At 68.4% G+C, this 26,313-nt stretch carries 32 protein-coding genes and 1 tRNA gene; 23 read left to right on the forward strand and 10 right to left on the reverse strand.

The features are described from left to right. Positions 1-143: 143 nt before the first annotated feature. From QBJ89_RS13460 to QBJ89_RS13495, 8 genes are all read left to right on the forward strand, one after another. Entirely contained in the window at positions 144-1,115 is a 972-nt protein-coding gene (locus QBJ89_RS13460) for a D-alanine--D-alanine ligase (protein ID WP_277981020.1), read from the forward strand. Next, positions 1,112-2,086, forward strand: a complete 975-nt coding sequence (locus QBJ89_RS13465) for a cell division protein FtsQ/DivIB (protein ID WP_277980989.1) — start codon at positions 1,112-1,114, stop codon at positions 2,084-2,086. The genes QBJ89_RS13460 and QBJ89_RS13465 overlap by 4 nt, the downstream gene beginning before the upstream one ends. Before the next feature lie 51 nt (positions 2,087-2,137). Next, the gene (gene ftsA / locus QBJ89_RS13470) at positions 2,138-3,397 is read left to right on the forward strand and encodes a cell division protein FtsA (protein ID WP_223011890.1); all 1,260 of its coding nucleotides are present in this window, start codon (positions 2,138-2,140) and stop codon (positions 3,395-3,397) included. A 117-nt stretch (positions 3,398-3,514) separates the two neighbouring features. Continuing rightward, positions 3,515-5,020 (forward strand): cell division protein FtsZ, encoded by a 1,506-nt coding sequence (ftsZ, locus tag QBJ89_RS13475; RefSeq protein ID WP_277980990.1) that lies wholly within the window; start codon positions 3,515-3,517, stop codon positions 5,018-5,020. A 390-nt stretch (positions 5,021-5,410) separates the two neighbouring features. Further along, positions 5,411-6,139 carry a 4-hydroxy-tetrahydrodipicolinate reductase gene (dapB, locus tag QBJ89_RS13480; protein ID WP_277980991.1) on the forward strand — a complete coding sequence of 243 codons (729 nt, stop codon included), beginning with the start codon at positions 5,411-5,413 and terminating at the stop codon, positions 6,137-6,139. Then, positions 6,136-6,801 carry an endonuclease III gene (gene nth / locus QBJ89_RS13485; RefSeq protein ID WP_277980992.1) on the forward strand — a complete coding sequence of 222 codons (666 nt, stop codon included), beginning with the start codon at positions 6,136-6,138 and terminating at the stop codon, positions 6,799-6,801. Before dapB ends, nth begins: the two co-directional genes overlap by 4 nt. A 10-nt stretch (positions 6,802-6,811) precedes the next feature. Continuing rightward, a complete protein-coding gene (locus QBJ89_RS13490) occupies positions 6,812-7,198 on the forward strand; it encodes a hypothetical protein (RefSeq protein WP_277980993.1) in 387 nt (128 codons plus the stop codon). Positions 7,199-7,234: 36 nt separating this feature from the next. Next, positions 7,235-7,311: transfer RNA gene (locus QBJ89_RS13495), tRNA-Arg, on the forward strand. A 324-nt stretch (positions 7,312-7,635) separates the two neighbouring features. Here QBJ89_RS13495 and QBJ89_RS13500 read toward each other — a convergent pair. After that, positions 7,636-8,835, reverse strand: a complete 1,200-nt coding sequence (locus QBJ89_RS13500) for a class I SAM-dependent methyltransferase (protein WP_277980994.1) — start codon at positions 8,833-8,835, stop codon at positions 7,636-7,638. An 854-nt stretch (positions 8,836-9,689) separates the two neighbouring features. Between QBJ89_RS13500 and QBJ89_RS13505 the strand changes: the two genes are divergently transcribed. From QBJ89_RS13505 to QBJ89_RS13515, 3 genes are all read left to right on the forward strand, one after another. Beyond that, positions 9,690-9,830 carry a hypothetical protein gene (locus tag QBJ89_RS13505; protein WP_277980995.1) on the forward strand — a complete coding sequence of 47 codons (141 nt, stop codon included), beginning with the start codon at positions 9,690-9,692 and terminating at the stop codon, positions 9,828-9,830. Between the two features lie 278 nt (positions 9,831-10,108). Continuing rightward, a complete protein-coding gene (locus QBJ89_RS13510) occupies positions 10,109-10,498 on the forward strand; it encodes a response regulator (RefSeq protein ID WP_277980996.1) in 390 nt (129 codons plus the stop codon). Between the two features lie 93 nt (positions 10,499-10,591). Further along, positions 10,592-10,765 carry a hypothetical protein gene (locus QBJ89_RS13515; RefSeq protein WP_277980997.1) on the forward strand — a complete coding sequence of 58 codons (174 nt, stop codon included), beginning with the start codon at positions 10,592-10,594 and terminating at the stop codon, positions 10,763-10,765. A 96-nt stretch (positions 10,766-10,861) separates the two neighbouring features. Here QBJ89_RS13515 and QBJ89_RS13520 read toward each other — a convergent pair whose 3' ends face one another. Next, positions 10,862-11,080, reverse strand: coding sequence for a hypothetical protein (locus QBJ89_RS13520; RefSeq protein ID WP_277980998.1), 219 nt, complete (start codon positions 11,078-11,080; stop codon positions 10,862-10,864). Positions 11,081-11,809: 729 nt separating this feature from the next. Here QBJ89_RS13520 and QBJ89_RS20230 point away from each other — a divergent pair. The 3 genes from QBJ89_RS20230 (at position 11,810) to QBJ89_RS13530 (ending at position 13,259) form a co-directional block, all read left to right on the forward strand. Further along, on the forward strand, positions 11,810-12,076 hold the full coding sequence (locus QBJ89_RS20230) for a helix-turn-helix domain-containing protein (protein WP_431522540.1): 267 nt from the start codon (positions 11,810-11,812) through the stop codon (positions 12,074-12,076). 116 nt (positions 12,077-12,192) lie between these two features. Further along, complete coding sequence (locus QBJ89_RS13525; RefSeq protein WP_277980999.1) at positions 12,193-12,372, forward strand: hypothetical protein; 180 nt, start codon at positions 12,193-12,195, stop codon at positions 12,370-12,372. A gap of 443 nt (positions 12,373-12,815) precedes the next feature. Next, complete coding sequence (locus QBJ89_RS13530; protein ID WP_277981000.1) at positions 12,816-13,259, forward strand: DMT family transporter; 444 nt, start codon at positions 12,816-12,818, stop codon at positions 13,257-13,259. A 109-nt stretch (positions 13,260-13,368) separates the two neighbouring features. Here QBJ89_RS13530 and QBJ89_RS13535 read toward each other — a convergent pair whose 3' ends face one another. Beyond that, entirely contained in the window at positions 13,369-13,551 is a 183-nt protein-coding gene (locus QBJ89_RS13535; RefSeq protein WP_277981001.1) for a CsbD family protein, read from the reverse strand. 316 nt (positions 13,552-13,867) lie between these two features. Here QBJ89_RS13535 and QBJ89_RS13540 point away from each other — a divergent pair, with 316 nt between their 5' ends. Together QBJ89_RS13540 and QBJ89_RS13545 are read left to right on the forward strand one after the other, a co-directional pair. Beyond that, positions 13,868-14,275: a response regulator gene (locus tag QBJ89_RS13540; protein ID WP_277981002.1), complete on the forward strand. Its 408-nt coding sequence runs from the start codon at positions 13,868-13,870 to the stop codon at positions 14,273-14,275. Positions 14,276-14,526: 251 nt separating this feature from the next. Continuing rightward, positions 14,527-14,886 (forward strand): response regulator, encoded by a 360-nt coding sequence (locus QBJ89_RS13545; protein WP_277981003.1) that lies wholly within the window; start codon positions 14,527-14,529, stop codon positions 14,884-14,886. A gap of 39 nt (positions 14,887-14,925) precedes the next feature. Here the strand turns inward: QBJ89_RS13545 and QBJ89_RS13550 are convergent, their stop codons facing one another. The 3 genes from QBJ89_RS13550 to QBJ89_RS13560 form a co-directional block, all read right to left on the reverse strand. Further along, positions 14,926-15,465 carry a GNAT family N-acetyltransferase gene (locus QBJ89_RS13550; RefSeq protein WP_277981004.1) on the reverse strand — a complete coding sequence of 180 codons (540 nt, stop codon included), beginning with the start codon at positions 15,463-15,465 and terminating at the stop codon, positions 14,926-14,928. Between the two features lie 81 nt (positions 15,466-15,546). After that, on the reverse strand, positions 15,547-16,170 hold the full coding sequence (locus QBJ89_RS13555; RefSeq protein ID WP_277981005.1) for a DUF2238 domain-containing protein: 624 nt from the start codon (positions 16,168-16,170) through the stop codon (positions 15,547-15,549). Positions 16,171-16,316: 146 nt separating this feature from the next. Then, complete coding sequence (locus QBJ89_RS13560) at positions 16,317-16,964, reverse strand: sulfite oxidase-like oxidoreductase (protein WP_277981006.1); 648 nt, start codon at positions 16,962-16,964, stop codon at positions 16,317-16,319. Positions 16,965-17,034: 70 nt separating this feature from the next. Between QBJ89_RS13560 and QBJ89_RS13565 the strand changes: the two genes are divergently transcribed. The 4 genes from QBJ89_RS13565 (at position 17,035) to QBJ89_RS13580 (ending at position 21,530) form a co-directional block, all read left to right on the forward strand. Continuing rightward, complete coding sequence (locus QBJ89_RS13565; RefSeq protein WP_277981007.1) at positions 17,035-17,628, forward strand: uracil-DNA glycosylase family protein; 594 nt, start codon at positions 17,035-17,037, stop codon at positions 17,626-17,628. A gap of 72 nt (positions 17,629-17,700) precedes the next feature. After that, positions 17,701-18,834, forward strand: a complete 1,134-nt coding sequence (locus tag QBJ89_RS13570) for a Gfo/Idh/MocA family protein (protein ID WP_277981008.1) — start codon at positions 17,701-17,703, stop codon at positions 18,832-18,834. 1 nt (position 18,835) lies between these two features. After that, positions 18,836-19,657 (forward strand): glucose 1-dehydrogenase, encoded by an 822-nt coding sequence (locus QBJ89_RS13575; protein ID WP_277981009.1) that lies wholly within the window; start codon positions 18,836-18,838, stop codon positions 19,655-19,657. Continuing rightward, positions 19,650-21,530 (forward strand): glycoside hydrolase family 15 protein, encoded by a 1,881-nt coding sequence (locus tag QBJ89_RS13580; RefSeq protein WP_277981010.1) that lies wholly within the window; start codon positions 19,650-19,652, stop codon positions 21,528-21,530. Before QBJ89_RS13575 ends, QBJ89_RS13580 begins: the two co-directional genes overlap by 8 nt. 218 nt (positions 21,531-21,748) lie before the next feature. Here QBJ89_RS13580 and QBJ89_RS20125 read toward each other — a convergent pair whose 3' ends face one another. The 3 genes from QBJ89_RS20125 to QBJ89_RS13595 form a co-directional block, all read right to left on the reverse strand. Then, the gene (locus tag QBJ89_RS20125) at positions 21,749-22,420 is read right to left on the reverse strand and encodes a cell wall hydrolase (protein ID WP_347342834.1); all 672 of its coding nucleotides are present in this window, start codon (positions 22,418-22,420) and stop codon (positions 21,749-21,751) included. A 54-nt stretch (positions 22,421-22,474) separates the two neighbouring features. Next, positions 22,475-23,020, reverse strand: coding sequence for a hypothetical protein (locus QBJ89_RS13590; RefSeq protein WP_277981011.1), 546 nt, complete (start codon positions 23,018-23,020; stop codon positions 22,475-22,477). 72 nt (positions 23,021-23,092) lie between these two features. Next, a complete protein-coding gene (locus QBJ89_RS13595) occupies positions 23,093-23,365 on the reverse strand; it encodes an SWIB/MDM2 domain-containing protein (protein ID WP_277981012.1) in 273 nt (90 codons plus the stop codon). 128 nt (positions 23,366-23,493) lie between these two features. Between QBJ89_RS13595 and folE the strand changes: the two genes are divergently transcribed. The 3 genes from folE to QBJ89_RS13610 are packed head-to-tail and all read left to right on the forward strand — an operon-like array spanning position 23,494 to position 25,203. Continuing rightward, positions 23,494-24,120 (forward strand): GTP cyclohydrolase I FolE, encoded by a 627-nt coding sequence (folE, locus tag QBJ89_RS13600; RefSeq protein WP_277981013.1) that lies wholly within the window; start codon positions 23,494-23,496, stop codon positions 24,118-24,120. Further along, positions 24,117-24,866 carry an SDR family oxidoreductase gene (locus tag QBJ89_RS13605; RefSeq protein WP_277981014.1) on the forward strand — a complete coding sequence of 250 codons (750 nt, stop codon included), beginning with the start codon at positions 24,117-24,119 and terminating at the stop codon, positions 24,864-24,866. Before folE ends, QBJ89_RS13605 begins: the two co-directional genes overlap by 4 nt. After that, positions 24,859-25,203: a dihydroneopterin aldolase gene (locus QBJ89_RS13610; RefSeq protein ID WP_277981015.1), complete on the forward strand. Its 345-nt coding sequence runs from the start codon at positions 24,859-24,861 to the stop codon at positions 25,201-25,203. Before QBJ89_RS13605 ends, QBJ89_RS13610 begins: the two co-directional genes overlap by 8 nt. A 93-nt stretch (positions 25,204-25,296) precedes the next feature. On the opposite strand, the gene QBJ89_RS13615 is transcribed toward QBJ89_RS13610, so the two are convergent. Then, positions 25,297-26,148 carry an MBL fold metallo-hydrolase gene (locus QBJ89_RS13615; RefSeq protein WP_223011918.1) on the reverse strand — a complete coding sequence of 284 codons (852 nt, stop codon included), beginning with the start codon at positions 26,146-26,148 and terminating at the stop codon, positions 25,297-25,299. Positions 26,149-26,313 lie beyond the last annotated feature (165 nt).

The raw sequence follows: 26,313 nt of genomic DNA on the forward strand, positions 1-26,313 counted from the left end.
CCAATCCTCCCCAGCATGGAGAGGGGGACCAGCCGCAGGCTGGTGGAGGGGGGCTTCCGCAGGCGGAGCGCTCGCGGACAACCCCCTCCACCACCGACCTGCGGTCGGCGGTCCCCCTCCCCGCGAGCGGTGAGGATTTCGGGTTGCTCCACGTCGCGGTCCTGATGGGCGGCTGGTCGGCCGAGCGCGAGGTGTCGCTCAACTCGGGCGCCGGCGTCGCCGAGGCGCTCGAGTCGCTCGGCCACCGCGTCACCCGCGTCGACCTGACCCCGCGCGTCGCCGCCGATCTCGCCGCGGCGGCGCCCGACCTGGTCTTCAACGCGCTCCATGGCACGCCGGGCGAGGACGGCAGCGTCCAGGGCCTGCTCGAGCTGATGGGGCTGCGCTACACCCATTCGGGGCTCGCCACCTCGGTGATCGCGATCGACAAGGTGCTGACCAAGCAGGTGCTCGTCCCCGCGGGCGTGCCGATGCCGGGCGGGCGCATCGTCCGCTCCGCCGAAGTGTACGAGGCCGATCCGCTGCCGCGCCCCTATGTGCTCAAGCCGGTCAACGAGGGTTCGTCGGTGGGGGTCGCGATCGTCACCGCGGGCGGCAATTACGGCAACCCGATCGGGCGCGACACCGCGGGGCCGTGGCAGGAGTTCGACGAGCTGCTCGCCGAACCGTACGTCCGCGGGCGCGAGCTGACCACCGCGGTGCTCGACGACGCCGACGGCCCGCGCGCGCTCGGCGTCACCGAACTGCGGCCCAAGTCGGGCTGGTACGATTACGACGCCAAATACACCGACGGGATGACCGAGCATCTCTTCCCCGCGCCGGTGCCCGACGAGATCGCCGAGGCGTGCCGCGGTCTCGCGCTCCAGGCGCATCGCGTGCTCGGCTGCCGCGGATGCAGCCGCTCGGACTTCCGCTGGGACGACGAGCGCGGCGTCGACGGGCTGTTCCTGCTTGAGGTCAACACCCAGCCCGGCATGACCGCGCTGAGTCTCGTCCCCGAGCAGGCGCGCCACACCGGCATGAGCTACGCCGAGCTGGTGCAGGCGATCGTCGAGGCGGCGATGCGCGCGCCGGCGCCCAGGGCGGCCGCGCGCGCAAAGGACGTGACGCGGTGAGCCGCACGATCAAGCGCGGCGCCCCGCCACCGCGGCGCGCGGTCAACAGCCGGCGGCGCGCGCCCAAAGCGTCGCTCGGCGACCGGCTGATCGCGCGCCTGCCGGTCAGCGAGCAAACGCTGCGCCGTGCGGTGACCTGGACGCTGGTCGGCGGCGCGGGCGCGGCGGCGCTGTCGATCGCGACGTTGCTGGGCGTGCCGCAGGCGATCGGCACCGGCGTCGCCGAGGCGGCCGGCACCGCCGGGCTCAAGGTCGAGCAGGTCGACATCACCGGGCTCAAGCGGATGGACCGCGAGACCGTCTACGCGATCGCGCTGGAGGACCAGCCGAGCCGCGCGATGCTGCGAGTCGACCTGGAGCGCGTGCGCGAGCGGCTGCTCGCTTATGGCTGGATCGCCGACGCTTACGTCGCGCGGCGGCTGCCCGACCGGCTGCTGATCCACATCACCGAGCGCGAGCCCGCCGCGATCTGGCAGGACAACGGCCAGCTCACGCTGATCGACCCGACCGGACGGCTGCTCGCCCCGGTCGACCCGGCGCGCATGCCCGACCTGCCGCTGGTAATCGGGCCGGGCGCGGACCGGCAGGAGGCGGGCTATCAGGCGCTGCTCGCCGCCGCGCCGGCGCTCAAGCCGCGCATCCGCGCCGCCACCTGGATCGGCAATCGCCGCTGGGACCTCACCTTCGACACCGGCGAGACGCTGGCGCTGCCGCAGGACGGCGCGGCGCAGGCCCTCATCAAGTTCGCGCAGCTCGACGGTGCGCGCGCGCTGCTCGGCAAGGGCTGGGTGCGGTTCGATCTGCGCGATCCTGCCAAGTTGGTGGCGCGCAAGCCGGGGCAGGACCTGCACCAGCGCTTGCAGGACGACGGCAGCGCCGACGCGGTGGCGGGCAACGCCACCGACGGTGGTAGCGGCAACGAGACGACGGCGACGCGCGCGCGGGAAACGACGCGCGTCGGCGAGGCGTGACACAGGCGTGGTACAGACAGGCGTGGATCAGGGCGCGACGAGGGGGATAGCATGGCCAAGGCAGCACCGGACGGTTTGATCACCGCGCTCGACATCGGCTCGTCCAAGGTGTCGGCGATGATCGCGCAAAAAGGCGACGGCGGCGAACTGGTGGTGCTCGGCACCGGGCAGCGCGAGAGCCGCGGCGTCAAGCGCGGCTATATCGCCGACATGGACTCGACCGAAGTCGCGGTGCGCGAGGCAGTGGAGCAGGCCGAGCGGATCGCGGGCTTCAACATCGAGAACGTCTGGGCCGGCTTCTCCGCCGGCGGGCTGGTGAGCGACGAGGCCTTCATCGAGGCCGAGCTGGGCGGCATGCGCATCGAGCAGGCCGATATCGACGCCTTGCTCCAGGAGGGTCGCCAGTCGATCGATCCGGCCGGCCGCATGGTGCTCCACGCCCAGCCCGCACTGTACACGCTCGACGGGCTGACGGGGGTGAAGAAGCCGCTCGGGCTCCACGCCGACCGGCTCGGCGTCCACATCCACGTCATCGCCGCTGACGGCTCCCCGGTGCGCAACCTCGACCTGTGCGTGCGCTCGGCGCACCTCGAGGTGAAGTCGATCATCGCCGCGCCGGTCGCCACCGGCCTGGCCTGCCTCAGCGCCGAAGAGCGCGACCTCGGCGTGGCTTTGGTCGAGATCGGCGCGGGGATCACCAATGTCTCGCTGTTCGCGGGTTCGATGCTGGTCGGGCTCAAGTCGATCCCCTACGGCAGCGCGGACATCACCGACGACATCGCCTCGGCGTTCGGCACGACGCGGCTACAGGCCGAGCGGATCAAATGCTTCCACGGCTCGGCCAACGCCTCGCCGCGCGACAACCATGAGATGGTGACGATCCGCGAGCGCACCGACGACGAGGGCTCGGAGGCGCTGCAGATCACCAAGGCGGCGTTGATCGCGGTCATCCGGCAGCGGCTCGAGCATCTCACCAGCGAGATCCAGACGGCGCTCAAGGAGCTGAAGTTCGAGGGGCCGGTCGGGCGCCAGGTGGTGCTGACCGGCGGCGGCGCGGAGCTCAAGGGCATCGCTGATTACGCCCAGCAGGCGCTCGGCCGCTCGGTCCGGGTCGGGCGGCCCAAGGGGCTGACCGGGCTGCCCGAGGCGCATTCGGGTCCGGGTTTCGCCACGCTGGCGGGGCTGGCGTTCTTCGCGGCGAGTGATCCGATCGACCTGCGCGGACTCGTGCCGTCGCAGCAGATGGTCCACCGCCAGCGCGGCCTGCGCGGATTTTGGAAGCTCGTGCAGGCGGCCAAGGCAAATTATTGACGCGGCTACAGGGCGTTTCGCGGTGTTTCCTCTTTCGCCCGGCGCCTCGTTGTTGCACATCGGTAGAAATTAACCGCGCGAGTGACGGCGGCGCGGAGCGGACGGAGTAAGCACGCGATGAGCATCGAATTCATCACCCCGGATCTCGACGATCTCACCCCGCGCATCACCGTCGTGGGGGTCGGCGGCGCCGGCGGCAACGCCATCGCCAACATGATGCGCGCCGACGTGCAGGGCGTGCAGTTCCTCGTCGCCAACACCGATGCGCAGGCGCTGAAGCAGTCTGACGCGGAGCAGAAGATCCAGCTCGGCGCCAAGATCACCCAGGGTCTGGGCGCAGGCAGCCGTCCCGAGATCGGCCGCGCCGCCGCGGAAGAGACGATCGACGAGCTGTCGCGCCTGCTCGAGGGCAGCCACATGTGCTTCATCGCCGCGGGTATGGGCGGCGGCACCGGCACCGGCGCTGCCCCGGTGATCGCCAAGGCGGCGCGCGACATGGGCATCCTGACCGTCGGCGTCGTCACCAAGCCGTTCAGCTTCGAGGGCAACCGCCGCGCCAAATCGGCCGATGCGGGGATCGAGGAGCTGCAGAAGTTCGTCGACACGCTGATCGTGATCCCGAACCAGAACCTGTTCCTGGTCGCCAATGCCAACACCACGTTCAAGCAGGCCTTCGAAATGGCCGACGAGGTGCTTCAGCAGGGTGTGCGCGGCATCACCGACCTGATGGTGATGCCGGGCCTCATCAACCTCGACTTCGCCGACGTCCGCTCGGTGATGCAGGAGATGGGCAAGGCGATGATGGGCACCGGCGAGGCCGAGGGCGACGATCGCGCGCTGATCGCGGCGCAGAAGGCGATCGCCAACCCGCTGCTCGACGGCGTGTCGATGCAGGGCGCGAAGGGCGTGATCGTCTCGATCACCGGCGGCGACGACATGCGCCTGCTCGAGGTCGACGAGGCCGCCAACCACATCCGCGAGCTGGTCGACCCGGACGCCAACATCATCTGGGGCTCGGCGTTCAATCCCGAGCTGGAAGGCAAGATCCGCGTCTCGGTGGTCGCCACCGGGATCGAGAGCAGCGCCACCACCGCGGCGCCGACGAGCACCACCGCGGCCGAGCCGACGCGCACCTTCAGCTTCTCGGCACCCCGCCGCCCCGACGCCGCGCCGAGCGCCGCTGCTCCGACGCCCGCGCCGCAGTCCGCGACCCCGACCCCCGCGCCGGTCCCGAGCGCCTATCAGCCGACCCCGGAAGTGCCGCCGCAGCAGCCCAGCGGCGCCGCCGCAAGCGCGATGGCGCAGGGCGTGCCGCCGACGACCTCGAGCCCGGTGGTGGAGCCCGCCCCGGCGCCTGCCGCTCCGGCCGACGATGAGCTGCTGCTCGGCGCCGACTCGATGATGCCGGCGCCGACGCCGCAGGCGCCCGCTGGCGACGCCGCGCGCCGCCGCTTCCTCGCACCGGGTGGTGAGGGCGAGGAGGCGCCGCCGCAGCCGCGCGTCAAGTTGGGCGGTACATTGTTCGAGCGGATGCAGAACGCGACCCGCAACGCCGGCGGCCGCAGCGACGAGGGCGAGGGCGGGGACCTGCCGCGCTTCCTGCACCGCCAGAACAATCAGTGAGCTGATGCGGACCGGGTTGTCGCCCCGGTCTGGCGGGCCGGCTCCGCTTCGTGCGAGGCATGGCCCCGCCACGTTCGTCACCTCCGCCACGGCGTGACGTCGGCGACAGTGTCGGCAGCACCGCAGAACGCGCTGTTTGTCCGCGAACGCGGGAATCCAGAGCCAAGCAGAACAATGGCGGGTAGCGCTAAACGGCACTGGGCTCCCGCGTTCGCGGGAGGACAGAAAGACGCATGCCGTTGATCGTTGAGCAATCGCCCGGCCACCACAGCCTTTAGCCCCGCGCAACCGCGTGCCACTCGTCCCGTGCCGGTCACCGCGCGACTGTCTTTCCCGCGCGCGCCGTGCCAAGGCTCGTCCTCCGACCCGCTTCCGAACGAGTGACGCGACATGACCGCCATCGGCATCTACGGCAGCAACGGTCGCATGGGGCGCGCGATCGCGACGATCGCAGAGGGTGAGGGCTGCACCATCGCGGGCGGTGTCGACGCCGGCGGCGACCCGTTGCCGCTCGCCCAGGCCGCCGACGTATTGGTCGACTTCTCCACCCCCGCTGCGCTTGAGCCGCATCTCGCCGCCGCGGTCGCCGCGCGCACCCCGATCGTGATCGGCACCACCGGGCTCAGCGCGACGCACCACGCGCTGATCGAGCAGGCCGCCGTGCTCATCCCCGTGCTCCAGACCGGCAACACCTCGCTTGGCGTGACGCTGCTGCAGACGCTGGTGCGCGAGGCGGCGGCGCGGCTGGGCGCCGAGTGGGACATCGAGATCGTCGAGATGCACCACCGCCACAAGGTCGATGCGCCCTCGGGCACCGCGCTGCTGCTCGGCGAGGCCGCGGCGGCGGGACGCGCGACCCGGCTCGCCGAGGTGCGAGTCGACAGCCGTGCCGGGCTGGTCGGCGCACGCACCGAGGGCACCATCGGCTTCGCCTCGCTGCGCGGCGGATCGGTGGTGGGTGATCACTCGGTCGTGTTCGCCGGCGAGGGCGAGCGGGTCGAGCTCAATCACCGTGGCGAGGACCGCAGCATCTTCGCGCGCGGTGCGGTCAAGGCGGCGCAGTGGCTCGCCGGCTGCGCACCCGGGCGCTATGCAATGGCGGAGGTGCTCGGGCTGTGACGCGGCGCGAGGTCGCCGAATTCTACCGGCGACTGGCCGAAGCCAACCCGCATCCCGAGACCGAGCTCGAGTCGGTCAACGTCTATACCCTGCTGGTCGCGGTGGTGCTGTCGGCGCAGGCGACCGATGCCGGGGTCAACCGCGCCACGCGCGCCTTGTTCGCCGAGGTCGACACGCCCGCCAAGATGGTCGCGCTCGGCCTCGACGATCTCAAGCAGCACATCCGCACCATCGGTTTGTTCAACACCAAGGCCAAGAACGTCATCGCGCTGAGCCAGGCGCTGCTCGATCGGCACGGCGGTGAGGTGCCGCGCGACCGCGCCGCGCTCGAGGCGCTGCCCGGGGTGGGGCGCAAGACCGCCAATGTCGTGCTCAACGTGGCGTTCGGGGACGAGACCTTCGCGGTCGACACGCACATCTTCCGCGTCGGCAACCGCACCGGGCTGGCGCGCGGCAAGACCGTGCTCGCGGTGGAGAAGAAGCTTGACGCGGTGACGCCCGCGCCCTTCCGCGTCCACGCGCACCATTGGTTGATCCTGCACGGCCGCTATGTCTGCAAGGCGCGCCGGCCCGAGTGCTGGCGCTGCATCGAGCACGACCTCTGCGCGTTCAAGCCCAAAACGCCGCCGCCGCCCGAGCGGGCCGCGGCGCGCGCGGGCTGAGGAGGCGACGATGCGCGGCTGGTTGGCGATGACGCTGGTGCTGGTGTCGGGTGCGGCGCTGGCGCGCGACCGTGGGCCCGGGGTACCGGAGGCGGTCCCCGCGGGCGCGGCGCGCACCTGCGTGCCGATCACCGCGCTGCGCGAGAGCCTGGTGCGCAGCGACCGCGTGATCGACTTCCGCACCGCCGGCGACCATTACTACCGCGTGACCTTGCCCCAGGCCTGCCCCGGCCTCGGCTTCGAGCGGCGCTTCGGCTACGCCACCTCGATCGGGCAGTTGTGCGCGCAGGACATCATCACCGTGCTGTACGCGACCGGCGGGATGCGCGGCGCGAGCTGCGGGCTGGCGCCGTTCCAGCCGGTGACGATCGCGCGCCGGACTGCGAAAAGCGGGTAGCGCGGCGCCGCGCACCCTGCTAGTCGCAGCCGACCGGCACCCGTAGCTCAGCTGGATAGAGCGCTGCCCTCCGAAGGCAGAGGCCACAGGTTCGAATCCTGTCGGGTGCGCCACCTTCCTACTCGCAAACCGTTGAGATCTCGTCCGCGATGTAGGTTCGCCCGTACGCGAGCTTCAGCAGCCGTGAGGCGTCCGATGACGAGGGCGAGGGTGCCCGCCTTCGCATGCCGCTAGCGCAATCGTCGACCTAGATCTGCCGGAAGCACCCAAGCGAGGCCTACCACGCCAAGCTTGAAACAGCGCCCAGCGCCCGCTTCCCGGTAGCACCAAGGCGGCGAGGAAGCCCGCAACCGCGATCAGCCCCGAGTAGTCGTGCGGCGCCTCGGTCGCCTCTGGGATCGTGTCGACCAGCCTTCCGGCGATCCGCCAGGCTCATGTTAGGGACGCGCCTCAAGCACCATGCTGAACGGACCTTCGGCGGCGCGCCGGGTCGAGCTGAACCCGGCTTCCCTAATCAATGCCGTCAGCTGCTTCTCACCAGCTTGCGCGCCAAGGGCCGCACCAACCTCTTGAGCAAGCGACGTCGGCACGCAGATCATAGTAGACGCGTTGTAGAAGAGGCGCGTGACTGGGCTCGAGAGCGCGCCCGTTGGGTCGTCAGCGGCGATCGGCTCCACCAGCATCCACAAACCATCCGCTTTCAGCAACCGACGCATGTGGCTCGCACAGCCGAGCGGATCTCCCATGTCGTGCAGGCAATCGAACATCGTGACGAGGTCGAAGTCGCGATCCGCTATTTCCTTGGCGGCGACCGTCTCGAAGCGGACTCGATCCGCAAGACCATGATGGACGGCATGGGCGCTCGCCTGCTCGATCGAAGGAGCATGGAAGTCGTAGCCCACGAAATGGCTGTTCGGATATTCCTTCGCCATCAGCAAAGTCGAAAAGCCTACGCCGCAACCGACATCGGCAACCAGCGCACGCTCCTGTAGACGCGCGACCATGCCGTCGAGCGCGGGAAGCCAAGCCTGACAGATCGCGTTGACGTAGGCAGGTCGGAAAAAGGCTCCGACCGCACAGAAGAGGCAGCCCGCGCTGTCGCCCCATGCGACACCTTCACCCGTACGGAAGCCCTGCTCGACCTTCGACTCGCCATCGATCATCGCAGCGGCGAGGTCGAAAGCGCCGGCCATAAAGACGGGGCTATCTGGATTCGCGAACAACATCGACTGTTCGGGGCTGAGCCAAAAACGCCCTGCCTCGTGCGAGATGTAGCCATTAGCTGCCTGCGCCAGCGTCCACTCTCGGATATATCGTGGGGCGAGCCCAAGGCGCCCAGCCAACTCCTCGGAGGTCATGGGCCCGTCACGATGCAGTTCGTTGAAGAGGCCCAGGCGAAAGCCGATACGCACCGTTGGTACACTGAAAGCGCCTCCGAGATCATCGAGCATCTTGCCGACTAGGCGATTAAGGGCGTCATGATCGAGTTCCGGCATTGGTCGTCTCCAAGAATGCTTGAAGAGCTGCTTGTTGCCGCAGGTGACCCTGCGCTCATCATACCAGTAACGGCAAATATGGTCTAGCCGATCAAGGGAGGCTCGCGGCTTCACCTGAAGAATGAAGCTCTCGCTGCGCACCAGTTATCTTATCGGCCCTTTGTTCGAGGCGCTGAGCCAGCCGGCAGCGGCTGCGTGGCTTACTTGCCGACTGTGTTGCAGCAGCCACAGCGCGTCTACCAAGGTGGTAAACGAGGTTTGAGGGAAACGAGACCGCGATTATCGAAGCCGAATGAAGGTAACGTACTGCCAGGACCGGCCGAAGAGGTTCCTCTGCGAGCGCGACGAGAGCCAGCTGCCGGCGGTCGGAGGCTTCCTTGAGCTGGATGGTGTGCGGTATGTCATCCGCCGGATCGAGCGAGTGGCCCGCGAGGCGCTAGCCTATGTCGCGCACGACTAAGCCGCTGGGGGCTCCTGCATCAGCCGCTTGGCGAAACGCCGCGCGTCAAGCTCCCTGTGAAAAAGCACATCAACCCAGCGGTCTTCTGCGGGTATGAACAAGCCCCACGTATCGACTTCTCGATCAGGTCGCAGCTTGGCGATGACAGTCAGGCTGAACGACATGGCGTGCTTATACAGCCCCGGCGTCACCGCTACGCCTGCCGCGGAGTCTCTAGATGGGACACTGGCTGCGCTGCCGTTGGCGCCGTCCTCCATACGCTAGGTCAACTCCGCGCTTCCGCGTCGACTCGCGCTTGACGATCGCGTTCGACACCTAGCGACCTTGATGACCTCAGGTTTCGAGTCACCAGCAAGCGGAAAGCGGTTCGACGCACGACGGCCGACCTTGGCCTAAGCCGCTGACGGCATGCGCGGATTAATGAAGCAGCGCTGCTATGCCGGCGGTGGCCGCCTCCCCCGTGATCCGGCGCCTGTCTCCCAGACCTCAGCGCCGATCCACACTTCGGCGTATGGAGCTTGGCGATGACGGAAGGGTGCTGCTCGACATCGAGAAACCAGTGCCATGCTGCCTCACGCTCGAGCCGCGCGACGCGATCAAGCGCGCCGCGCAGCCGCTTTCTGCGGCGATGGACGCGGACGATGATGGTGAGCGTAAAGGCTGCGCCAGCAGGTAGTGAGGTCAACTGGCGCAGCCCATCGGACGGTTCGTGTCCGACGCGACCCCTGTATCGCTGACGCGTGAAGATCTCGTTCCTGCGGCGGGGGGCAGCGATGCCACAGCGGTCCGGCATGTAGTGCAGGTTGCGGCCCTGGTTGATGGATGCGCCGCACCGCCGGAGCTCTGTCACACGTGGCGGGACGGCAAATAACCAACCTAGCTGGAAGAAAATCACTTTGACGAGAAGCTCTCCAATCGGCCTTAATCGAGCTAGACGCACAAGGAGAGCCAACCGTGGCTGAAGAAGCTGCGTTCATTCTCTTGGTTGAGGATGACCCTGACATAAGTGCCATCGCCGTCGTGGCTTTGCATCTTGATCCAGGCCGCACGGTCACACCTATGCGCACGGGCGCCGACGCGCTGCAGCATCTGCAAAACAGCCCCAAGCCGGACCTGGTTCTTACCGGCAACAACCTTCCCGACATGGATGGTGTGGCCCTGATGAAGGCCATTCAATCACGCATGGGTGATGCGCCGCGGATCGCGTTTTTCACAGCGGCGGTGCGACCCTCTGATGTGGCACGCTATGCAATTGCTGGCGCCGTCGGAACGATTGCGAAGCCGTTCGATCCGCTTGGGTTGGCCGCTCAGGTTCGTGCGCTGCTACCTTCGACGTTCGGCTAATGCGTGGCGTCGTTTCTCATAGGCGCAGGTAGGATCTTCACTCAGCACTCGCGCGCTAAAAGGATCGCGCACAAGCGGCGAGGGCTATTGCAAATGACCGATCAAACCGATCAGCTGGAGGCGTTCGCTTCAGCCTTCGCGAATAGCTTCGGCAGCCGTGCGATGGAGGTTGCGGAGCGCCAGCGCGAGCAAGCACGCGACGCGGTTCGGGAGCGGTGGCAGCAGATCGTCGAGGTGCTCACCGCGCCCGCGTTGTCACCGGCGTGACGCCTGATCCTGCCCAGCCCTTGATTCCTCGAGACGGGCTCTCCAGGGCACGCGCGATCGATCGCGAAGCGCCGCCCACTCCGTCTATGGATTGAGTTAAGCCGCGAGCGTGCGATCCACGGCCTCTCCGATCTCGTCCCACCGCTTCGCCGCAGCTATATCGTGCGCGCGGATCGCCGCTATGATCTGATCGACGACCTGCTGTCGCGCGCGGGATCCGTGTCGTGCGACAAGGGCCGCGGCCGTCTGTTCGATGTCATTGTCATTTGAAAAGCCCACGCGGAGAATGTGATCATTCCGCTCGAGCGGCGCCACTGCCAACGCGGTGAGGTGATCCCTCCTTGGGACGGTGTAATGCTGGGCCGTTCAGCTGCGCCTGCGCTGTCCTCACGACAGCCTCGCGATCGGTGACGTGGGTGATGGTGCCGATCGGAGGTCCGCAGATGCTGTTCACTTTGGCGCCCGCAACGATGTCTGCCGCCGTCGCTTGCGGGCCCGGTAGGAAGCGAGGCTTGCTGGCCCGGCCGGCATAGCTCCACGGGCTTTGATCGTACGAACCCGAGGATGCTGAAGGAAGCGGCGGCAGCGGCTGCGGCGTCCACGACCGTAAGCGTGGCGGAGGCTACAAGCCGGACGAGGTAAGCTCGCCTACACATAGCACCCGCTGCTCCAGCAGATCGCCTATGCCGGAATGGTCGCATCGCCCTTCGAGTCGTGCCAGCCAATGCGTGGGGTCATCATATTGGGCGGGGTTAGATCGTCACAGCAGCACACGAATGTGACAATCCTTTGCTGCGCGGTTCATCTGCACTGCAATTGATTAACCCACGTTGGCATGGCGCATCCGACGGGCCGAAGCCTCGTACCTTCGCATCGGCATCTGGAAGGCGCCTTCAACGGAGATGATCTCAGCATGCAACAATCTACAATGCTTCGTTCTGTTTCCGATGTATCAGCATTTTCGCACATGGCGGCAGCCGCGGCAGGGGCATTTGGTAGGCTGGGCGTTACAAAATGAGCATAGACCATCAGATTGAGGGTACAATGGCCCACGCGCAACGCGCAGCCATTCAGTCGGCTCTACGGCTTTCTGGGTACAATCTCAGTGCAGCGGCCGAGTGCCTGCGAATAGGCAGAACAACACTGTATCGTCTCATCGAGCAGTATGACGTCAAGTTCGATGAGGAGGCTCGTCGGTCGGGTGCGCTCCGTCGAAGGCATTCGGCCGGGAAACTTGAGCCGCGAGTGACGCTGGTCGATGGCAACTGGTACCTTGTGGAGCAGCGAGACCAAACTGCGAAACGAGCTTAGCTTCTGCAAGGTCGTCAGCGTCGTCTCAGGCGGCTCCCGTTCCCACTCCGGGGCACAAGGCGCCAGAAAAGCGGGCGGGACGTGGCACTTGCGTCGGCAAACCCCGTTGATCCAACGTGACTAACGATCGCATCGTCGCCGTGGCGCTCTTGACCCAGCGCGACTTGAACGTCTTGGGGCAGGGCTTCAGGCAAAGCTACCGCGTGCACGGCGCAGATGGGTTTGAGGACCTGCTAGCCAAGCTTGACGACGTTCAGCCGATCAAGGTGGCACAGGAGCGTAACGACGAACGCTGACGGCCCGACGACGGCTCGCCTCCGTCGCATCAATCACGTGATTTCTGATCTCTCGCCCTTGCTGTTGCCGAGCGAGTGGCAGGATGGCGGTGGACCCTTCGCAAGCAGGCGACCCCGGCGAGAGCGTCCGGTGGCGCGTCCAAGGAGCTGCGCGAGGGTGTCTCGTGCTTGCTCGGCCGTTGCGCTCCGGCAAGGCTGATTGCTGCGGCAGCTGCCATCACTCTCTCGAGCCGCGATGCCGGACATTGCGCGCGTGAACCGTCGGCGCACCACACTGGCCCATCGCCGTCCCAGACGTGGTTCGGCGTGCAGGTGAAGGGGTACCCGGCGGTACTACGAAAGCGTTGAGGTCTAAAGCGGAGAGCATTCTTCGCGTTTTATGGTGCTAAAAGAAAAACATAGGTTGATGAGCCACGATAGCACCGCCCGTGCGTTCGGGCGCGATGAAGTCGATCCTCCCGCTGTTCGCCATCGTAGCCGCGGGGTTGATCACCGCCCTTGAGGGCGCCACCAACGGTTGGGTCACAAAGAGCGCCAGTAGCCTCTACTTTGCGATGGTGGTGGCTTTCGGTCTAAGCGCCCTGATCCTAATAGCGGCAGCGCCTTTCCTGCCGTTTCGGCCCGCCTGGAGCGAGGTGCGCTCGCTTCCTTGGTACGCGTGGGCTGGCGGTGCCTATGGTCTAGCGACGATCACGCTGGCGGCATGGGCGACCCCGAAGCTGGGCGCTGGTCCGGCGCTCGTGGCTGCGCTGCTCGCGCAGACGGCGCTCGGGCTCGCCCTCGACCATTACGGCGTCCTCGGACTGGAGCGCTCACCGGTCACGTGGCTGAAGGTGACTGGCCTCGTAGTGATGTTGGGCGGCGCGGGCCTCGTCGCCGTGAAGTAGGGACAACAGGCGGACTAACGATCGCGGTCCACCGCGCTTCGTTTGTTATAGGTGCGAAAAGGCCACCCCGGCAACACGCCGGAGTGGCCCTTGTCGTTCGATGAATGACTTAGAGCTTGTCGCCGAGTGCGCCCTTGACGCTGCCCTTGACGTCCTGCCCGGTGCCCTTGAGCTGCTGAGCCTCGCCCTCGGCCGCCAGCTGCTCGTTGCCGGTCGCGTCGCCGTAAAGCTCCTTGGCCTTGCCGGCGATCTTGTTGCCCGCCGCGTCCAGCTTGTCGGTGAACTCACCCATCTTCGATCTCCTGCCTAGTCCGAACCGGTCGGTTCGGTACGGGTGGCGGAGGAACGGGGTTGACCCGCGTTGGGTTCCTTGACGCCGCTACTCGGCCGATCGCGTTACGGCTCTACCGCGAAGGCATCCGTGGTGATCAGCGCTGGTGCTTTCGTCGCCGGCGGCATCGCCATCATCACGCGATCATTGCGGAGAGAGCTTAGCGCACGGGGACCAGCGCCAAAAAGGTGTTGCCCGGTGCCTCGCACTGGGACGGCTCGCGTAGGTAAAATCGCGCGGCCAAGGGACCTTAGCCGAGATCAGCGGTTCATGGCGGATGAATTCCTCTACCATCCCCTTCGCGCTCGCCGTCGATGACGACCCCCTGATCCTCATGGACATGTGCTGCATCCTTGAGGATGCGGGCTTTCGCTGTGACTCGGTCGATCATGGCGATGCGGCAAAGGAGCTGCTGCCCGATCGTGCGGAGAGCATCACTCTCCTTTTCTCCGACGTGGAGATGCCCGGCGACACGGACGGCTTCGCACTCGCCCACCATGTTGCCGAGCACTGGCCCTGGATCGAGATCGTCATCGCCAGCGGGAACGTCCAGCCGGGGCCAGGCGACATGCCGGATAAAGCCACCTTCATAGGCAAGCCATTCTCAGCGGCGATGGTGCATGAGCACCTCCGTGAAAAGCTGCCGGATGGCAAGAAGCCGGAGCCGCTGCGAAAGCCGGTGTGACGGAGGCGACCAGCGCCGCCGCATCAGCCGCCTCGGACGATCGTCCTGATCGTCGCTGGCGCGTCGGCTCGTAGGCAACTGACCGCTCCAGCGCCGGTGCGAGGAGCGAAGCGGATGCTCAAAGCGCGAGCGTACTGAGCTGTATCTGCCCCCGATTGGGACAGCGGACCAGGTTCTTAATGAACCAGCCGACTGCGGGTCCGTTGGCCTCACATAAATTAGACGCGATTAGCGCAGCATTGGGGGATCACATGCAGACAATCCTTGTCGTCGAGGACGAGCCGCTCGTGCGCCTTCACGTGTGCAGCACGTTGGAAGAAGAAGGCTACACTGTCCTTGAGGCTGGTTGTGCTGACGCCGCGATCCGCCTTTTGACGGAGAACGACGTCGTCGGCGTTATGCTCACTGACGTCCGTCTGCCCGGCCGTCTGGACGGGTTGCAGCTGGCGCAGGAGGTAGGTCAGCGCTGGCCAGCCGTGGGGGTCGTAATATCGTCCGGCCTGTCTGAAGGTGATTTGCAAATGCCAGCGGGCGTGACGCTTCTACGGAAGCCGTTCGGGGTTGGCGCCTTGCTCAACGCCTGTCACAACGCCGCGGTGCCGGCTGCATGACATAGCCGCATCATCGACGGCGGCTGACCACGCAATCGACTAATGATTGATCCATCCAGCTGCGTACTCGACAACACCGGTGACGCCTGAGAGCGCGTCGGGACGCAGGGGAAGGATCATGCAATCACGCTCCGGGGCCGAAAACGGCAGCGTGATGCGGTATCTGCTCAGTGGCTCGTAGCCGAAGCGCGCATAGTAATTCGCGATCCCAACCAGCACGATTGATCCGAACCCAAGCACTAGAGCCTGCGCATGAGCGGCTTCGACCAGCCCTCGACCGACCCCTCTCCCTTGGTAGTCGGGGACGACAGAAAGCGGCGCTAGTGCCAACGTCGGGACGGCCGCGTCTTGCCCGCGGATGTGCGCGCGCGTGAGGAGGAGATGCCCAACCGCCCCGCCTTCCACTTCGGCGAGCAGAGATAGGGTCGCAAGGAACGCATCCGTCCTGCGAAGCCGGTCGACCATCAGGTGCTCGCGTTTATCGCTGTAAGCTACGTCAGCGTACGCTCGCTGCACGATGCCGGATATTATAGCCTCGTCGCCAGGATGCTCAGGTCTGATCGTGATCGCTACATCCATGGCCGACGCATTAAGGCATGACTGCATAGCCGGCCATATGCAGGCTAGCTTGCGCCGCCGTCGCAAGGAGCCGAAGCGAGTCTACGGGCGGCCAAGTTGGCGATTGTGGACGTGCGATAGCGTAGCCAGAGCGACAACCGCACCAAAGACGCACATGAGCATGTCCCACTGCGTGTCCCACGGATCACCCTGTGTGCCGAGAAACTCATCAGCACCCTGACCGAGCGCCATAGCGGCCCCAAACTCGATCAGCTCGTATGAGGCGCTCACGGCCAAGCAGCACGCCAACACCAGCATCGTCACCAAACGTCCAGGTCGCAAGCCGCCGAGCCGGATCAGCAACTCACGCAGGACGATCGCCGGCACGAGCCCTTGCATCAGGTGACCGAACCGGTCGTACGGGTTCCGGCCGAGTCCGAGCAGATGCTGCACGTCGTAGCCGATCGGAACCCTGGCGTAGGTGTATGCACCACCCACCATGAGCACGAGGCCGTGAACGAAGATCAGGGAGAGGGCGAGATGCGTCAGCGTAAAGCGGTGACGCGTGGCCCAGAGGACCGGCAGCACGATCAGCGCGGGCGCGACTTCCATCCACCACGTCGCGCGGTCGTACGGCTGCCAGCCCGTGACGATGAGGACTGCTACCCAGCCAGCGGTCAATAGGACAAGCCCCAAGTCGCTCCGCCTTGCGGCCGGCTCAATCATCAGGTCCCTCGTTCCTCATGCATGCTCGTCGAGCACCATAATCGACGGCAGCACATCGTCCACGCTCTCCAGCCCCGCCGCGGCAGCAGCCGCCTTGCAGCGGCGAACAGCGGGTTATGATCCTGTCGGGTGCGCCACCTTCCTCCTTACCCGTAGCGCTCGGCCTTCCACGGGTCGCCGCGCAGGTGGTAGCCGTTGGCCTCCCAGAAGCCCGGCGTGTCGCGCGCGATCAGCTCGATGCGGCGGATCCACTTGGCGCTCTTCCAGAAGTACAGGTGTGGGATGATCAGCCGCGCCGGCCCGCCGTGCTCGCGCGTCAGCGGCCGTCCCTGCCAGGCATGCGCCACCAGCGAGCCGGCCGCGACAAAGTCGGCGAGCAATACGTTGGTGGTGTAGCCGTCATAGCCGTGCAGCATCACTGCCTGCGCCTCGGCGCGCGGCTGCACCAGATCGAGCAGGTCGCGCGTGCTCACCCCGGTCCAGTCATTGTCGTAGCGCGACCAAGTGGTGACGCAGTGGATGTCCGAGCGCGATCGAGTCTCCGGCAGCGCGATGAACGCGGTCCAGTCGAGCGTGACCGGCCGCTCGACCAGCCCGCCGAGCTCGAGCCGCCAGCGCGCGGTCGCGACGGCCGGCGTCTGCCCCAGGTCGAGCACCGGCCAGTTGGTGACGAGATGCTGGCCGGGCGGTAGCCGCTCACGCTCCGACGGCGGCGCGGCGTCGGCGAACTTGTGCTCCTCGGCCCAGCGCCGCTTCGACCGGGTGAGCTTGCTGTCGGGGGGTAGGTCATCCATCGCGCGCGTCTCCGCATCGCAAGATGGCGCGCGCGGGCGCCGCGGCCAAGCCCCTCTTGCGCTGCGATGGGTGAGGCTTACCTCGGCCGCGGTGGAGACGTTCGACCAGCTCGTGGCGCGGGTGCGCGCCTGCACCGCCTGCGACGCGGAGCTGCCGCTCGGCGCACGGCCGGTGATCCAGGTCTCGCCGGGTGCGCGGCTGCTGATCGCGAGCCAGGCCCCGGGCAGCAAGGTTCACGCCAGCGGCCGCCCGTTCGACGACGTCTCGGGTGACCGGCTGCGCGAGTGGATGGGGATCGACGCCACCACCTTCTACGACGCGGCGCGGGTGGCGACGTTGCCGATAGCCTTCTGTTATCCCGGCCGCGCCGCCGGGGGTGATCGCGCACCGCCGCGCGCCTGCGCGGCGCGGTGGCGCGAATCGCTGCTGGCGGGGATGCCCGAGGTGCGGCTGACGCTGCTGGTCGGCAGCTATGCCCAGGCGCACGTGCTCGGTCCGGGCGCGCTGACGCCGCGCGTGGCCGACTATCGCGCATATGGGCCGGCGCTGTTCCCGCTGCCGCACCCGTCGTGGCGCTCGCAGCTGTGGATGCGTCGCAACCCGTGGTTCGAGGCCGAAGTGCTGCCGGCGCTCCGCGCGGCGGTCGCGTCGGCGCTTCACTAGCGCGCCCAGCGGAACCTTCCCCCGCTCCCAAGCGGTTGCGGCGTTCCTCGAATGAACGCAGCGGAGACAGGCATGAGCATCGCGTCGGCACTAGGGCTCGGCGGGCGCAAGGTGCGCTACGCCATCGTCGGTCTGGGCGACATCGCGCAGGAAGCGCTGATGCCCGGCGTCAAGCACACCGGCAACTCGGAGATCACCGCTCTGGTCTCGGGCGATCCGGTCAAGCTCACCAAGCTCGGGAAGAAATACGGCGTCAAGCACCTCTTCGGCTATGAGAGCTTCGCCGCGCTGCTGAAGACCGGCGAGATCGACGCCGTCTACCTGGCCACCCCCAATTGGCGCCACGCCGAGTTCGCGGTGCCCGCGCTAGAGGCGGGCATCCACGTGCTGTGCGAGAAGCCGCTGGAGGTGTCGAGCGAGCAGGCGCAGCGGATCGCCGACGCGGCCAAGCGCGGCAAGGCCAAGCTGATGACCGCCTATCGCCTCCACTTCGAGCCCGCCACGCTCGACGCGATCCGCCGCATCCGCGCGGGCGAGCTCGGCGAGCTGATCGCCTTCACCTCGCTCTTCTCGCAGCCGCTCGACCCCGCCAACCATCGCGCGCACCACGGCATCGAGGCGGGTCCGCTGTTCGACATGGGACCCTATCCGATCAACGCGATCCGCTATCTCTTCGGCGCCGAGCCGGTCGAGGTCGTGTCCGCAGTCGGCGCGCGCCACGCCGCCGCGGGGCTGGGCGACCTCGACGACACGATCGCCGCGACGCTGCGGATGCCCGGCGGCAAGCTGGCGCAGTTCACGGTGAGTTACGCCGCCGACGCCGTCGACAGCCTGATCGTCGTCGGCACCAAGGGCTCGATCGAGATGAACCCCGCTTATGGCTTCGGGCAGGGGCTCGAACAGTTCCGCAGCCTCGGCGGCAAGGACTCGCACGAGACCTTCGCCGCGACCGACCAGTTCGGCGGCGAGCTGCGCTACTTCAGCGATTGTATTCTGGAGGACCGCGACCCCGAGCCCGACGCCGAGGAGGGCTTGGCCGACCTCGCGGTGATCGAGGCGGTCGTCGCGGCGATGCGCAGCGGCAAGGCCGAGCCGGTCAAGGTGAAGCAGCGCACGCGCCGGATCGATCCGGAGACGCAGCTGCAGAGCTTGCGCGCGGTGTCGGCGCCCGAGCCGGTCAACGCCTCCTCTCCTACGCGCGACTGAGATGGCGACGAGGTCCGACCCGGCGCGACCGCTCGCCGGCCACAGCGCGATCGTCACGGGCGCGAGCTCGGGCATCGGCCTAGCGGTCGCCGCGGCGCTCGCCGGCGCCGGCGCTGCGGTGGCGGTCAATTATCGCTCGCAGCGCGAACCGGCCGACGAACTCGTCGGGCGCATCGAGGCCGCGGGCGGACGCGCCGTCGCGATCGAGGCCGACGTCTCGCACGAGGAAGAGGTGGTCCGCCTGTTCGCCGAGACCGCCGCCGCCTTCGGCCGCGTCGATATCCTCGTCGCCAACTCGGGGGTTCAGCAGGACGCCGCCATCGCCGACCTCTCGCTCGACCAATGGAACACGGTGATCGGGGTCAATCTCACCGGCCAGTTCCTCTGCGCGCGCGAGGCGGTGCGCCGCTTCCGCGCGCAGCCGAGCGACGCGCGACCGGCGCGCAGCGCGGGGACGATCATCGCGATGAGTTCGGTTCACGAGGTGATTCCCTGGGCGGGGCACGTCAACTATGCCTCCGCCAAGGGCGGGGTGCGCATGCTCACTCGCTCGCTCGCGCAGGAGGTCGCGCCCGACGGCATCCGGGTCAATGCCATCGCTCCGGGCGCGATCCGCACGCCGATCAACAAGGAGGCATGGGAGACCGACGCAGCGCTGGAGAAGCTGCTGCGACTAATCCCCTACGGCCGCATCGGCGAGCCCGAGGACGTCGCGCGCGCGGCGGTGTGGCTCGCCTCCGACGACGCCGATTATGTCACCGGCACGACCTTGTTCGTCGACGGTGGGATGACGCTTTACCCCGAGTTCCGCGACAATGGCTGAGCGCGCCGGGGCCGTTGGCAACGGCGCGGACGCGCACCCGGCCGAGCGCCCCCGGTCAGCGCGCCGGATCCCGCCGCGCTCGATCGGCGACCGCGGCATCATCGGCGATCTCGAAACCGCCGCGCTCGTCGCGCGCGACGGCACGATCGACTATCTGTGCTGGCCGTCGCTCGACAGCCCCACGATTTTCGCCGACTTGCTCGATGACGAGAAGGGCGGCGCCTTTTGGCTCGCGCCGCGCCTCGCCGACCCGCGCCGGCTGCAGCTCTATCTGCCCGACACCAACGTGCTGGTGACCCGCTGGATGGCGGAGGAGGGTAGCGCCGAGGTGATCGACCTCATGCCCCATCCCGACGCGGTCGGGACGCTCGGCGCGCGCTGCCTGCTCCGTCGCGTGACCGTCACGCAGGGGACGGTCGGCTTCGACGCGCGCTGCGCACCGCGCTTCGACTATGCGCGCGAGGTCCCGCGGGTGGAGGGCGAGGACCGAAGTGCGCGCTTCGCCGGAGCAGACCTCGCGCTGCGCCTCCACGCCTCGATGCCGCTCGTCGTCGGCGACGGAGCGGGCGGTGTGACCGCCGACTTCACGCTGGCAGCGGGCGACAGCGCCTGGTTCGTGCTCGGCGACGACTCGCTCGCCCGCCCCGACGCGGCATCGATAGAGGCCGCGATCGCGGCGACCGCACAGGCGTGGCGCCACTGGCTCGGCCACGCCAGCTACAAGGGGCGGTGGCGCGAGCAGGTGCTGCGCTCGGCGCTGGCGCTCAAGCTGCTGACCTCGGCACGGCACGGCTCGATCGCGGCGGCAGCGACCTTTGCGCTGCCCGAGGCGACCGGCGCGGGGCGCAACTGGGACTATCGCGCGACCTGGATCCGCGACGCATCGTTCACGGTCTACGCCTTCATGCGGCTGGGTTTCGTCGATGAGGCCGAGCATTTCCGCCGCTGGGCCGGCGAGCGCGTGATGCACGCCGACCGGGAGCATCCGATCCGCGTGATGTACGCGATCGATGGATCGGAGGCGGCCGACGAGCGCGAACTCGACCATCTCGCCGGCCACGCCGGCAGCCGGCCGGTGCGGATCGGCAACGCCGCGCACGGCCAGACCCAGCTCGACATCTTCGGCGAGCTGCTCGACAGCACCTATCTCTCCAACAAATATGGTGCAGCGATCAGCCACGCGGGCTGGCAGCACGTCCGCGGCATCGTCGATTTCGTCATCGCGCACTGGCAGGAGCCCGATGCGGGCATCTGGGAGATGCGCGGGCCGCCGCGCCACTTCCTCCATTCGCGCGTGATGTGCTGGGTGGCGCTCGATCGCGCCATCCGGCTCGCCAAGAAGCGCTCGCTGCCCGCGCCGCTGGTCGCCTGGGCCGAGGCGCGCGACGCGATCGTCGCGGACGTCTGGGCGCATTTCCGCCACCCCGCCCACGGCTATTTCGTCCAGGAGCGCGGCGGCACCGCGCTCGACGCCGCGCTGCTGATGATGCCGCTGGTGCGCTTCGTCTCCTCAACCGATCCGGTGTGGCTGAAGACGCTCGACGCGATCGGCGCGCAGCTGCGCGACGACGGGCTGGTCTATCGCTACCGCGACGATGACGGGCTGGAGGGCGGCGAGGGCGCTTTCACCACCTGCACCTTCTGGTACGCCGAGTGCCTCGCCCGCGCCGGTCGGCTGGATGAGGCGCAGCTGATGCTCGAAAAGGGCATCGCTTACGGCAACCACCTCGGCCTGTTCGCCGAGGAGCTGGATCGCCGCGGCGCGGCGCTGGGCAACTTTCCCCAGGCGCTGACGCATCTGGCCTTCATCAGCGCGGCCTATTTTCTCGATCGCCGGCTCGATCCCGGCTATCGGCCCAATTGGCAGCCGTGAGGGGGGCAGGCGGAGGCGCGCGACGAGTGAGGTCGCGCAAGCCCTTCCGGGCGGCAGATTGCGCGCCGGCCGGGACGGTCGGTTGTGCGGATTACAGTCGCCGTCCCTTCTTCCTCCGTCACCTCCCCTCGCGGGGATGAGGGAGGAAGACGGGTGAAGACAATCGACATCAACACCACCGCGCGTCAAAGCAACTCGTTGCCCTCAGCACCCCCCGCTCACGCCCGCACGTAGAACAGGTGCGTCCCCACCCGCGCGACCTTCACCAGCGAGTCGCGCCAGTACGGCACCATCCAGTCGGTATGGTAATGCGTCGCCCGGCCGACCTCGGCGTCGACCTCGCCCGCCAGCGCGCGCCGCGCCATCCGCCGCGCACCGATCCAGCCGGCGCGGACGGGGCGGCGCCCGACCGAGCCGTCGCAGGTGAAGGAGAATTGGCAACCGGTGTCGCGCGCCGCGCCTTGGTAAACCACGCCGCACACGGTCTTGGGATAGCCCGGCGCGCGCACGCGGTTGAGCACCACCTGCATCACCGCGCGCTGGCCGCGGCGGTCGTCGCCCGCCTCGTACAGCGCCGCGGTGGCGAGACATTCGACCGCCTGCGCGCGCTCGGCCTCGCCGCCGCGGAGGCGGTAGCGCGGCGCGGCTCGGCGGCGCTCGGCATGGAGCGGGAAAGCGTCGTTTGAGGCCCGCGCGGCCTCGGCGCTCAGCCGCGCCGCCGCGCGGCGCGGCGCGCGCGGGTGCCAGCTGTCGAGCCAGCCGAGCGTCACCGCTGCGAGCGCAAAGGCGACGACGATCAGCGGCCACGTCAGCCACGTCCGCGCGCCGCGCCGACCGCGCCGACGCGCCGGCCGTCGCCGCGCGGAAGTACGGGAGCGTCGTTGCGCCATCGCCGCGCTGTACCGCGCCGCGCTGCGCCGGGGAAGTTGCTGACCGCGCGTCCGCTACCGACGGGTGAGATGCGCGACGAGGGCGTCGGCGGCGGCGCGGTCGCGGCCGAAGCAGATCAAGGACCGCCGCGCCACCTCGTGCGGGTCGAGGCGATACAGCAGCATTACGCGCCACGCGCGCCAACCACGCAGCGGCCGCACCGCCGCGATCTGCTCGGGGGTGAGCCGCACCGTGTGATCCGCGGTGGAGCGATCGACCAGCCACACGATCCGCCCTTCCGCGAGCGCGACCGCGCCGGGCCGCGCGCGACACCAGCGATGCGTGATCCTTGTCTCGCCGATGGCGGCGAGCTGCACTGCGAGCACGGCTGCGCGATGCCGATCGAGGCGACGCGCCAGGTACAGCAGCGTCGCGGCGAACGTCGCCAGGAGGGCCGCCGCGGGCGCGAGGCCGCGCGACAACGCCAGCAGTGACGCCGCGGCGGCCACGGCAGCGTAGGCGCGGCATCGACGCGGCCGGCCGTGGTCACCCTCGCCGGGGACGAGCGGCACCAATGCGGTCTCGTGGTCGGAGGGCGGCGCGGCGGGATGGAGCATCATCCTCCATCCTAGCCGCGCCGCGGATCGTCGCCGGCGCGCGCTCGCCTGATCGGGTCGCGCCGCCGGGCCGGATCAGGCCTTGACGTGCTGCGAGATGTACTTGTTCATCTCGAACATCGTCACTTTGTCACGGCCGAACACCTTCTTCAGCTTCTCGTCGGCGACGATCTCGCGCTTGTTCTCCGGGTTCTGCAGGTTGTTCGACTTGATATATTCCCACACCTTGCTGATCACCTGGCTGCGCGGCAGCTTTTCGTTGCCGACGATCGCGCCGAGCTCGGCCGAGGGCTGGACGGGCGCGTGGATGCCGCCGGTCTTGCTGCCGGTGGTGGTGGTGGTCGCCATGGTCTTCCTTCCTGTTCGTGCCGGCCGACAGGGCCGGTCTGCGGAGATTTCGCCGTCACGACGATGCGCGAGCGTAACGGTGCGCCGCGCACTGGATCGCCGTCGCCGCGCCGTCTAGGGGAAAAAGCATGAGCGACGACACGCGACACACGCCCGACGACGGCGACCTGGTGGCCGCCACGGGAAAGATCCCCGTCCCCGAGGAGGTGGCCGAGGCGGTGCGCACCCTGCTGCGCTGGGCCGGCGACGACCCGACGCGCGAGGGACTGCGCGATACGCCGCAGCGCGTCGCACGCGCCTGGAGGGAATATTGCGCCGGCTATGCCGAGCATCCCGAGGTGCATCTCGCGCGCGTGTTCGAGGAGGTGGGCGGCTATGACGAGATCGTGCTGCTCAAGGACATTCCGTTCCAGTCGCACTGCGAACATCACATGGCGCCGATCATCGGCAAGGCACACATCGCCTATCTGCCGCGCGACCATGTCGTCGGCATCTCCAAGCTGGCGCGCGTGCTGCACGGCTTCGCACGGCGGCTCCAGGTGCAGGAGCGGCTCACCGCCGAGGTGGCGGATTGTATCTGGCACAATCTGCGTCCGCAGGGCGTCGCGGTGGTGATCGAGGCGAGCCACGCCTGCATGACCGCGCGCGGCGTGCGCACCCCCGGCGTGGCGATGGTGACGAGCCGGATGATGGGCGTGTTCCGCGACGATGATCGCAGCCGCAAGGAAGTGCTGGCGCTGATGGGTCTGTCGTGACCGCGCGGCGCGTGCTGGTGACTGGCGGCGCCAGGCGGCTGGGCGCCGCGATCGCGCGCGCCGTCGCCGCGGCGGGGCACGTGCCGGTGATCCACTATGGCCGCTCGCGCGACGAGGCCGAGGCGCTCGCCGCCGAGCTGGGCGGCGCCGCGGTGCAGGGCGATCTCGCCGATACCGCCGGGCTGCGCGGCCTGCTCGATCGCGCGGGCGACGTCGATTCGCTCGTCAACAGCGCGTCGCAGTTCGACTATGACTCACCCGCCGCGATCGATCCGGCGCTGGCGGCGCGGCTCCACGCGGTCAACGCGGTCGCGCCGGCGGTGCTCGCCGCCGCTCTCGCCGAGCGAGACGGCGCGCGCGCGGTGGTCAACCTGCTCGACCAGAAGCTCGCCAACCCCAACCCCGATTTCTTCAGCTACACGCTTTCCAAGGCGGCGCTGGCGAGCGCGACCGAGCTGATGGCGCAGGCGTTCGCGCCGCGCGTGCGCGTCAACGCCGTCGCACCCGGGCTGACGCTGCCGAGCGGCGACCAGAGCGATGCCGCGTTCGACGCGGTCGCGCGCGCCAATCTGCTGCGCCGTCCGGTCGGTGCCGACAATGTCGCCGCCGCGGTGGTTTATCTGCTCGAGGCGGAGAGCGTCACCGGGCAGACGCTCTACGTCGACGCGGGCCAGCGTTTCTGCCGCAGCGACCGCGACGTCATGTTCACGAAAGGCGACCTGGGGAGCGGGCGCCGGCATGGCTGAGTTCACCACGCTGATCGAGGACATGGCGGTGGCGATGCGGCTCGGCATCCACCCGCACGAGGCCGCGCCGCAGCGTGTGCTGCTGTCGGTGTGGCTGACCGTCGATTACCCCGGCGTACCCGCCGACACGATCGAGGCGGTGCTCGACTATGACCGCGTGCATGACGGGATCCGCGCGCTGGCCGACGAGGGCTTCGCGCTGCAGGAGACGCTGGTCGAGCGGGTCGCCGCGCTGTGCCTCGCGGATGCGCGCGTGCGGCAGGTGCGCGTCCGCTCGGTCAAGGCCGACGTGTACCCGGACGCGCGGGTCGGCTGCGAGATCGTGCGCCGGCGCTGAGGATCGACCCTCGTCGCAGCCGAGACACGCGTGCACTATCCCGTCATCCCGGCCCAAGGCGGGATGACGAGCATTCACAGCAAAGCGCCCGGCTCAAAACACCGGACCCTCCCGCGCCGCAAGCAACTCGAACTCAACCGGGTCGTGCGCGCAGAACATGCGCACCTCGCCGGCATGATCCAGGGATAACCGCCGCAGCCGGCGCTGGTTGGCGAGGCGCGCGCTTCGATCGACCTCCATCAGTTTCTGGTATCCGCGCAGCCCCGGCGGGCAGTGATACTCCTCGCTGCCGACCTCGCCGCGGTAGAAATAGGCGTCGCCGGCGTGGAGCAGCCACTCGCCGCCGTCCTCCTGGATCGCGACCCCGGCATGGCCCCAGGTATGGCCCGCCAGTGGCACCAGCAGGAGCTCGGGCGGCAGCCCCTCGAGCTGGCGCACCGCGTCGAAGCCGAACCAGGGCTCACCCCCGCCCGCGGCGTAGAGCCGCCAATTCTCCGCCTCATCCCATTGCTGCGGGCGATAGCGCCGCCGCCCGACGAAGGCGCCGCCGGCGCGCGCGTCCGCCACCTCGCGCTCGCGCGACAGCAGGTGGACCGCGGCGTTGGGAAAGTCCTCGATCCCGCCGGCATGGTCGAAGTCGAGGTGGGTCAACACGATGTGCCGCACGTCGGCGGGATCGAAGCCGCGCGCGATCACCTGGGCGCGCGCGGTCTCCTCGCCGCGTAGCTGCGGATGGCACAATTGGATGAAGAACTCGGCGAGGCGCTGGCGCGGCCGCGCCACGTCGCGCGTGCCATAGCCGGTGTCGACCAGCACCAGCCCCGCCTCGCTCTCGATCAGCAGGCAGTGGCAGACGAGATGCGCGCGCGCGCCGGCGCTGGTGCCGTCGAACAGCGCGCCGCCGGCGGGGCAGCAGGTGCCGCAGTTGAGATGATGGACTCGCATCAGGCGACCTCGATCTCGGCCGCGCTCGGGTGCGCGACGGCGCGCGCGTGCGGCGCGAGGCGGCGGCGGGTGCGCTCGTCGATCGCGGGCCGCGCGATCCGCCAGGCGCGTGCGGTCAGCAACGCGCCGCCGGCCAACGCCAGCACGGCGGCGGCGCTCCAGCGC

Origin of the sequence: Sphingomonas phyllosphaerae, from assembly GCF_029623345.1 — a bacterium.
GTDB lineage: Bacteria > Pseudomonadota > Alphaproteobacteria > Sphingomonadales > Sphingomonadaceae > Sphingomonas > Sphingomonas phyllosphaerae_C.

Excerpts from the sequence above, each read along its gene's own strand:
- folE (WP_277981013.1), top strand. The coding sequence starts at position 23,494 with ATGAGCGACGACACGCGACACACGCCCGACGACGGCGACCTGGTGGCC.
- QBJ89_RS13560 (WP_277981006.1), bottom strand. The coding sequence starts at position 16,964 with ATGGATGACCTACCCCCCGACAGCAAGCTCACCCGGTCGAAGCGGCGC.
- QBJ89_RS13575 (WP_277981009.1), top strand. The coding sequence starts at position 18,836 with ATGGCGACGAGGTCCGACCCGGCGCGACCGCTCGCCGGCCACAGCGCG.
- QBJ89_RS13615 (WP_223011918.1), bottom strand. The coding sequence starts at position 26,148 with ATGCGAGTCCATCATCTCAACTGCGGCACCTGCTGCCCCGCCGGCGGC.
- ftsA (WP_223011890.1), top strand. The coding sequence starts at position 2,138 with ATGGCCAAGGCAGCACCGGACGGTTTGATCACCGCGCTCGACATCGGC.
- QBJ89_RS13590 (WP_277981011.1), bottom strand. The coding sequence starts at position 23,020 with ATGATGCTCCATCCCGCCGCGCCGCCCTCCGACCACGAGACCGCATTG.
- QBJ89_RS20230 (WP_431522540.1), top strand. The coding sequence starts at position 11,810 with ATGGCCCACGCGCAACGCGCAGCCATTCAGTCGGCTCTACGGCTTTCT.
- dapB (WP_277980991.1), top strand. The coding sequence starts at position 5,411 with ATGACCGCCATCGGCATCTACGGCAGCAACGGTCGCATGGGGCGCGCG.
- QBJ89_RS13530 (WP_277981000.1), top strand. The coding sequence starts at position 12,816 with ATGAAGTCGATCCTCCCGCTGTTCGCCATCGTAGCCGCGGGGTTGATC.
- QBJ89_RS13610 (WP_277981015.1), top strand. The coding sequence starts at position 24,859 with ATGGCTGAGTTCACCACGCTGATCGAGGACATGGCGGTGGCGATGCGG.
- QBJ89_RS13545 (WP_277981003.1), top strand. The coding sequence starts at position 14,527 with ATGCAGACAATCCTTGTCGTCGAGGACGAGCCGCTCGTGCGCCTTCAC.
- ftsZ (WP_277980990.1), top strand. The coding sequence starts at position 3,515 with ATGAGCATCGAATTCATCACCCCGGATCTCGACGATCTCACCCCGCGC.
- QBJ89_RS13570 (WP_277981008.1), top strand. The coding sequence starts at position 17,701 with ATGAGCATCGCGTCGGCACTAGGGCTCGGCGGGCGCAAGGTGCGCTAC.
- QBJ89_RS13515 (WP_277980997.1), top strand. The coding sequence starts at position 10,592 with ATGACCGATCAAACCGATCAGCTGGAGGCGTTCGCTTCAGCCTTCGCG.
- QBJ89_RS13490 (WP_277980993.1), top strand. The coding sequence starts at position 6,812 with ATGCGCGGCTGGTTGGCGATGACGCTGGTGCTGGTGTCGGGTGCGGCG.
- QBJ89_RS13595 (WP_277981012.1), bottom strand. The coding sequence starts at position 23,365 with ATGGCGACCACCACCACCACCGGCAGCAAGACCGGCGGCATCCACGCG.
- QBJ89_RS20125 (WP_347342834.1), bottom strand. The coding sequence starts at position 22,420 with ATGGCGCAACGACGCTCCCGTACTTCCGCGCGGCGACGGCCGGCGCGT.
- QBJ89_RS13535 (WP_277981001.1), bottom strand. The coding sequence starts at position 13,551 with ATGGGTGAGTTCACCGACAAGCTGGACGCGGCGGGCAACAAGATCGCC.
- QBJ89_RS13550 (WP_277981004.1), bottom strand. The coding sequence starts at position 15,465 with ATGGATGTAGCGATCACGATCAGACCTGAGCATCCTGGCGACGAGGCT.
- QBJ89_RS13540 (WP_277981002.1), top strand. The coding sequence starts at position 13,868 with ATGAATTCCTCTACCATCCCCTTCGCGCTCGCCGTCGATGACGACCCC.
- QBJ89_RS13580 (WP_277981010.1), top strand. The coding sequence starts at position 19,650 with ATGGCTGAGCGCGCCGGGGCCGTTGGCAACGGCGCGGACGCGCACCCG.
- QBJ89_RS13555 (WP_277981005.1), bottom strand. The coding sequence starts at position 16,170 with ATGATTGAGCCGGCCGCAAGGCGGAGCGACTTGGGGCTTGTCCTATTG.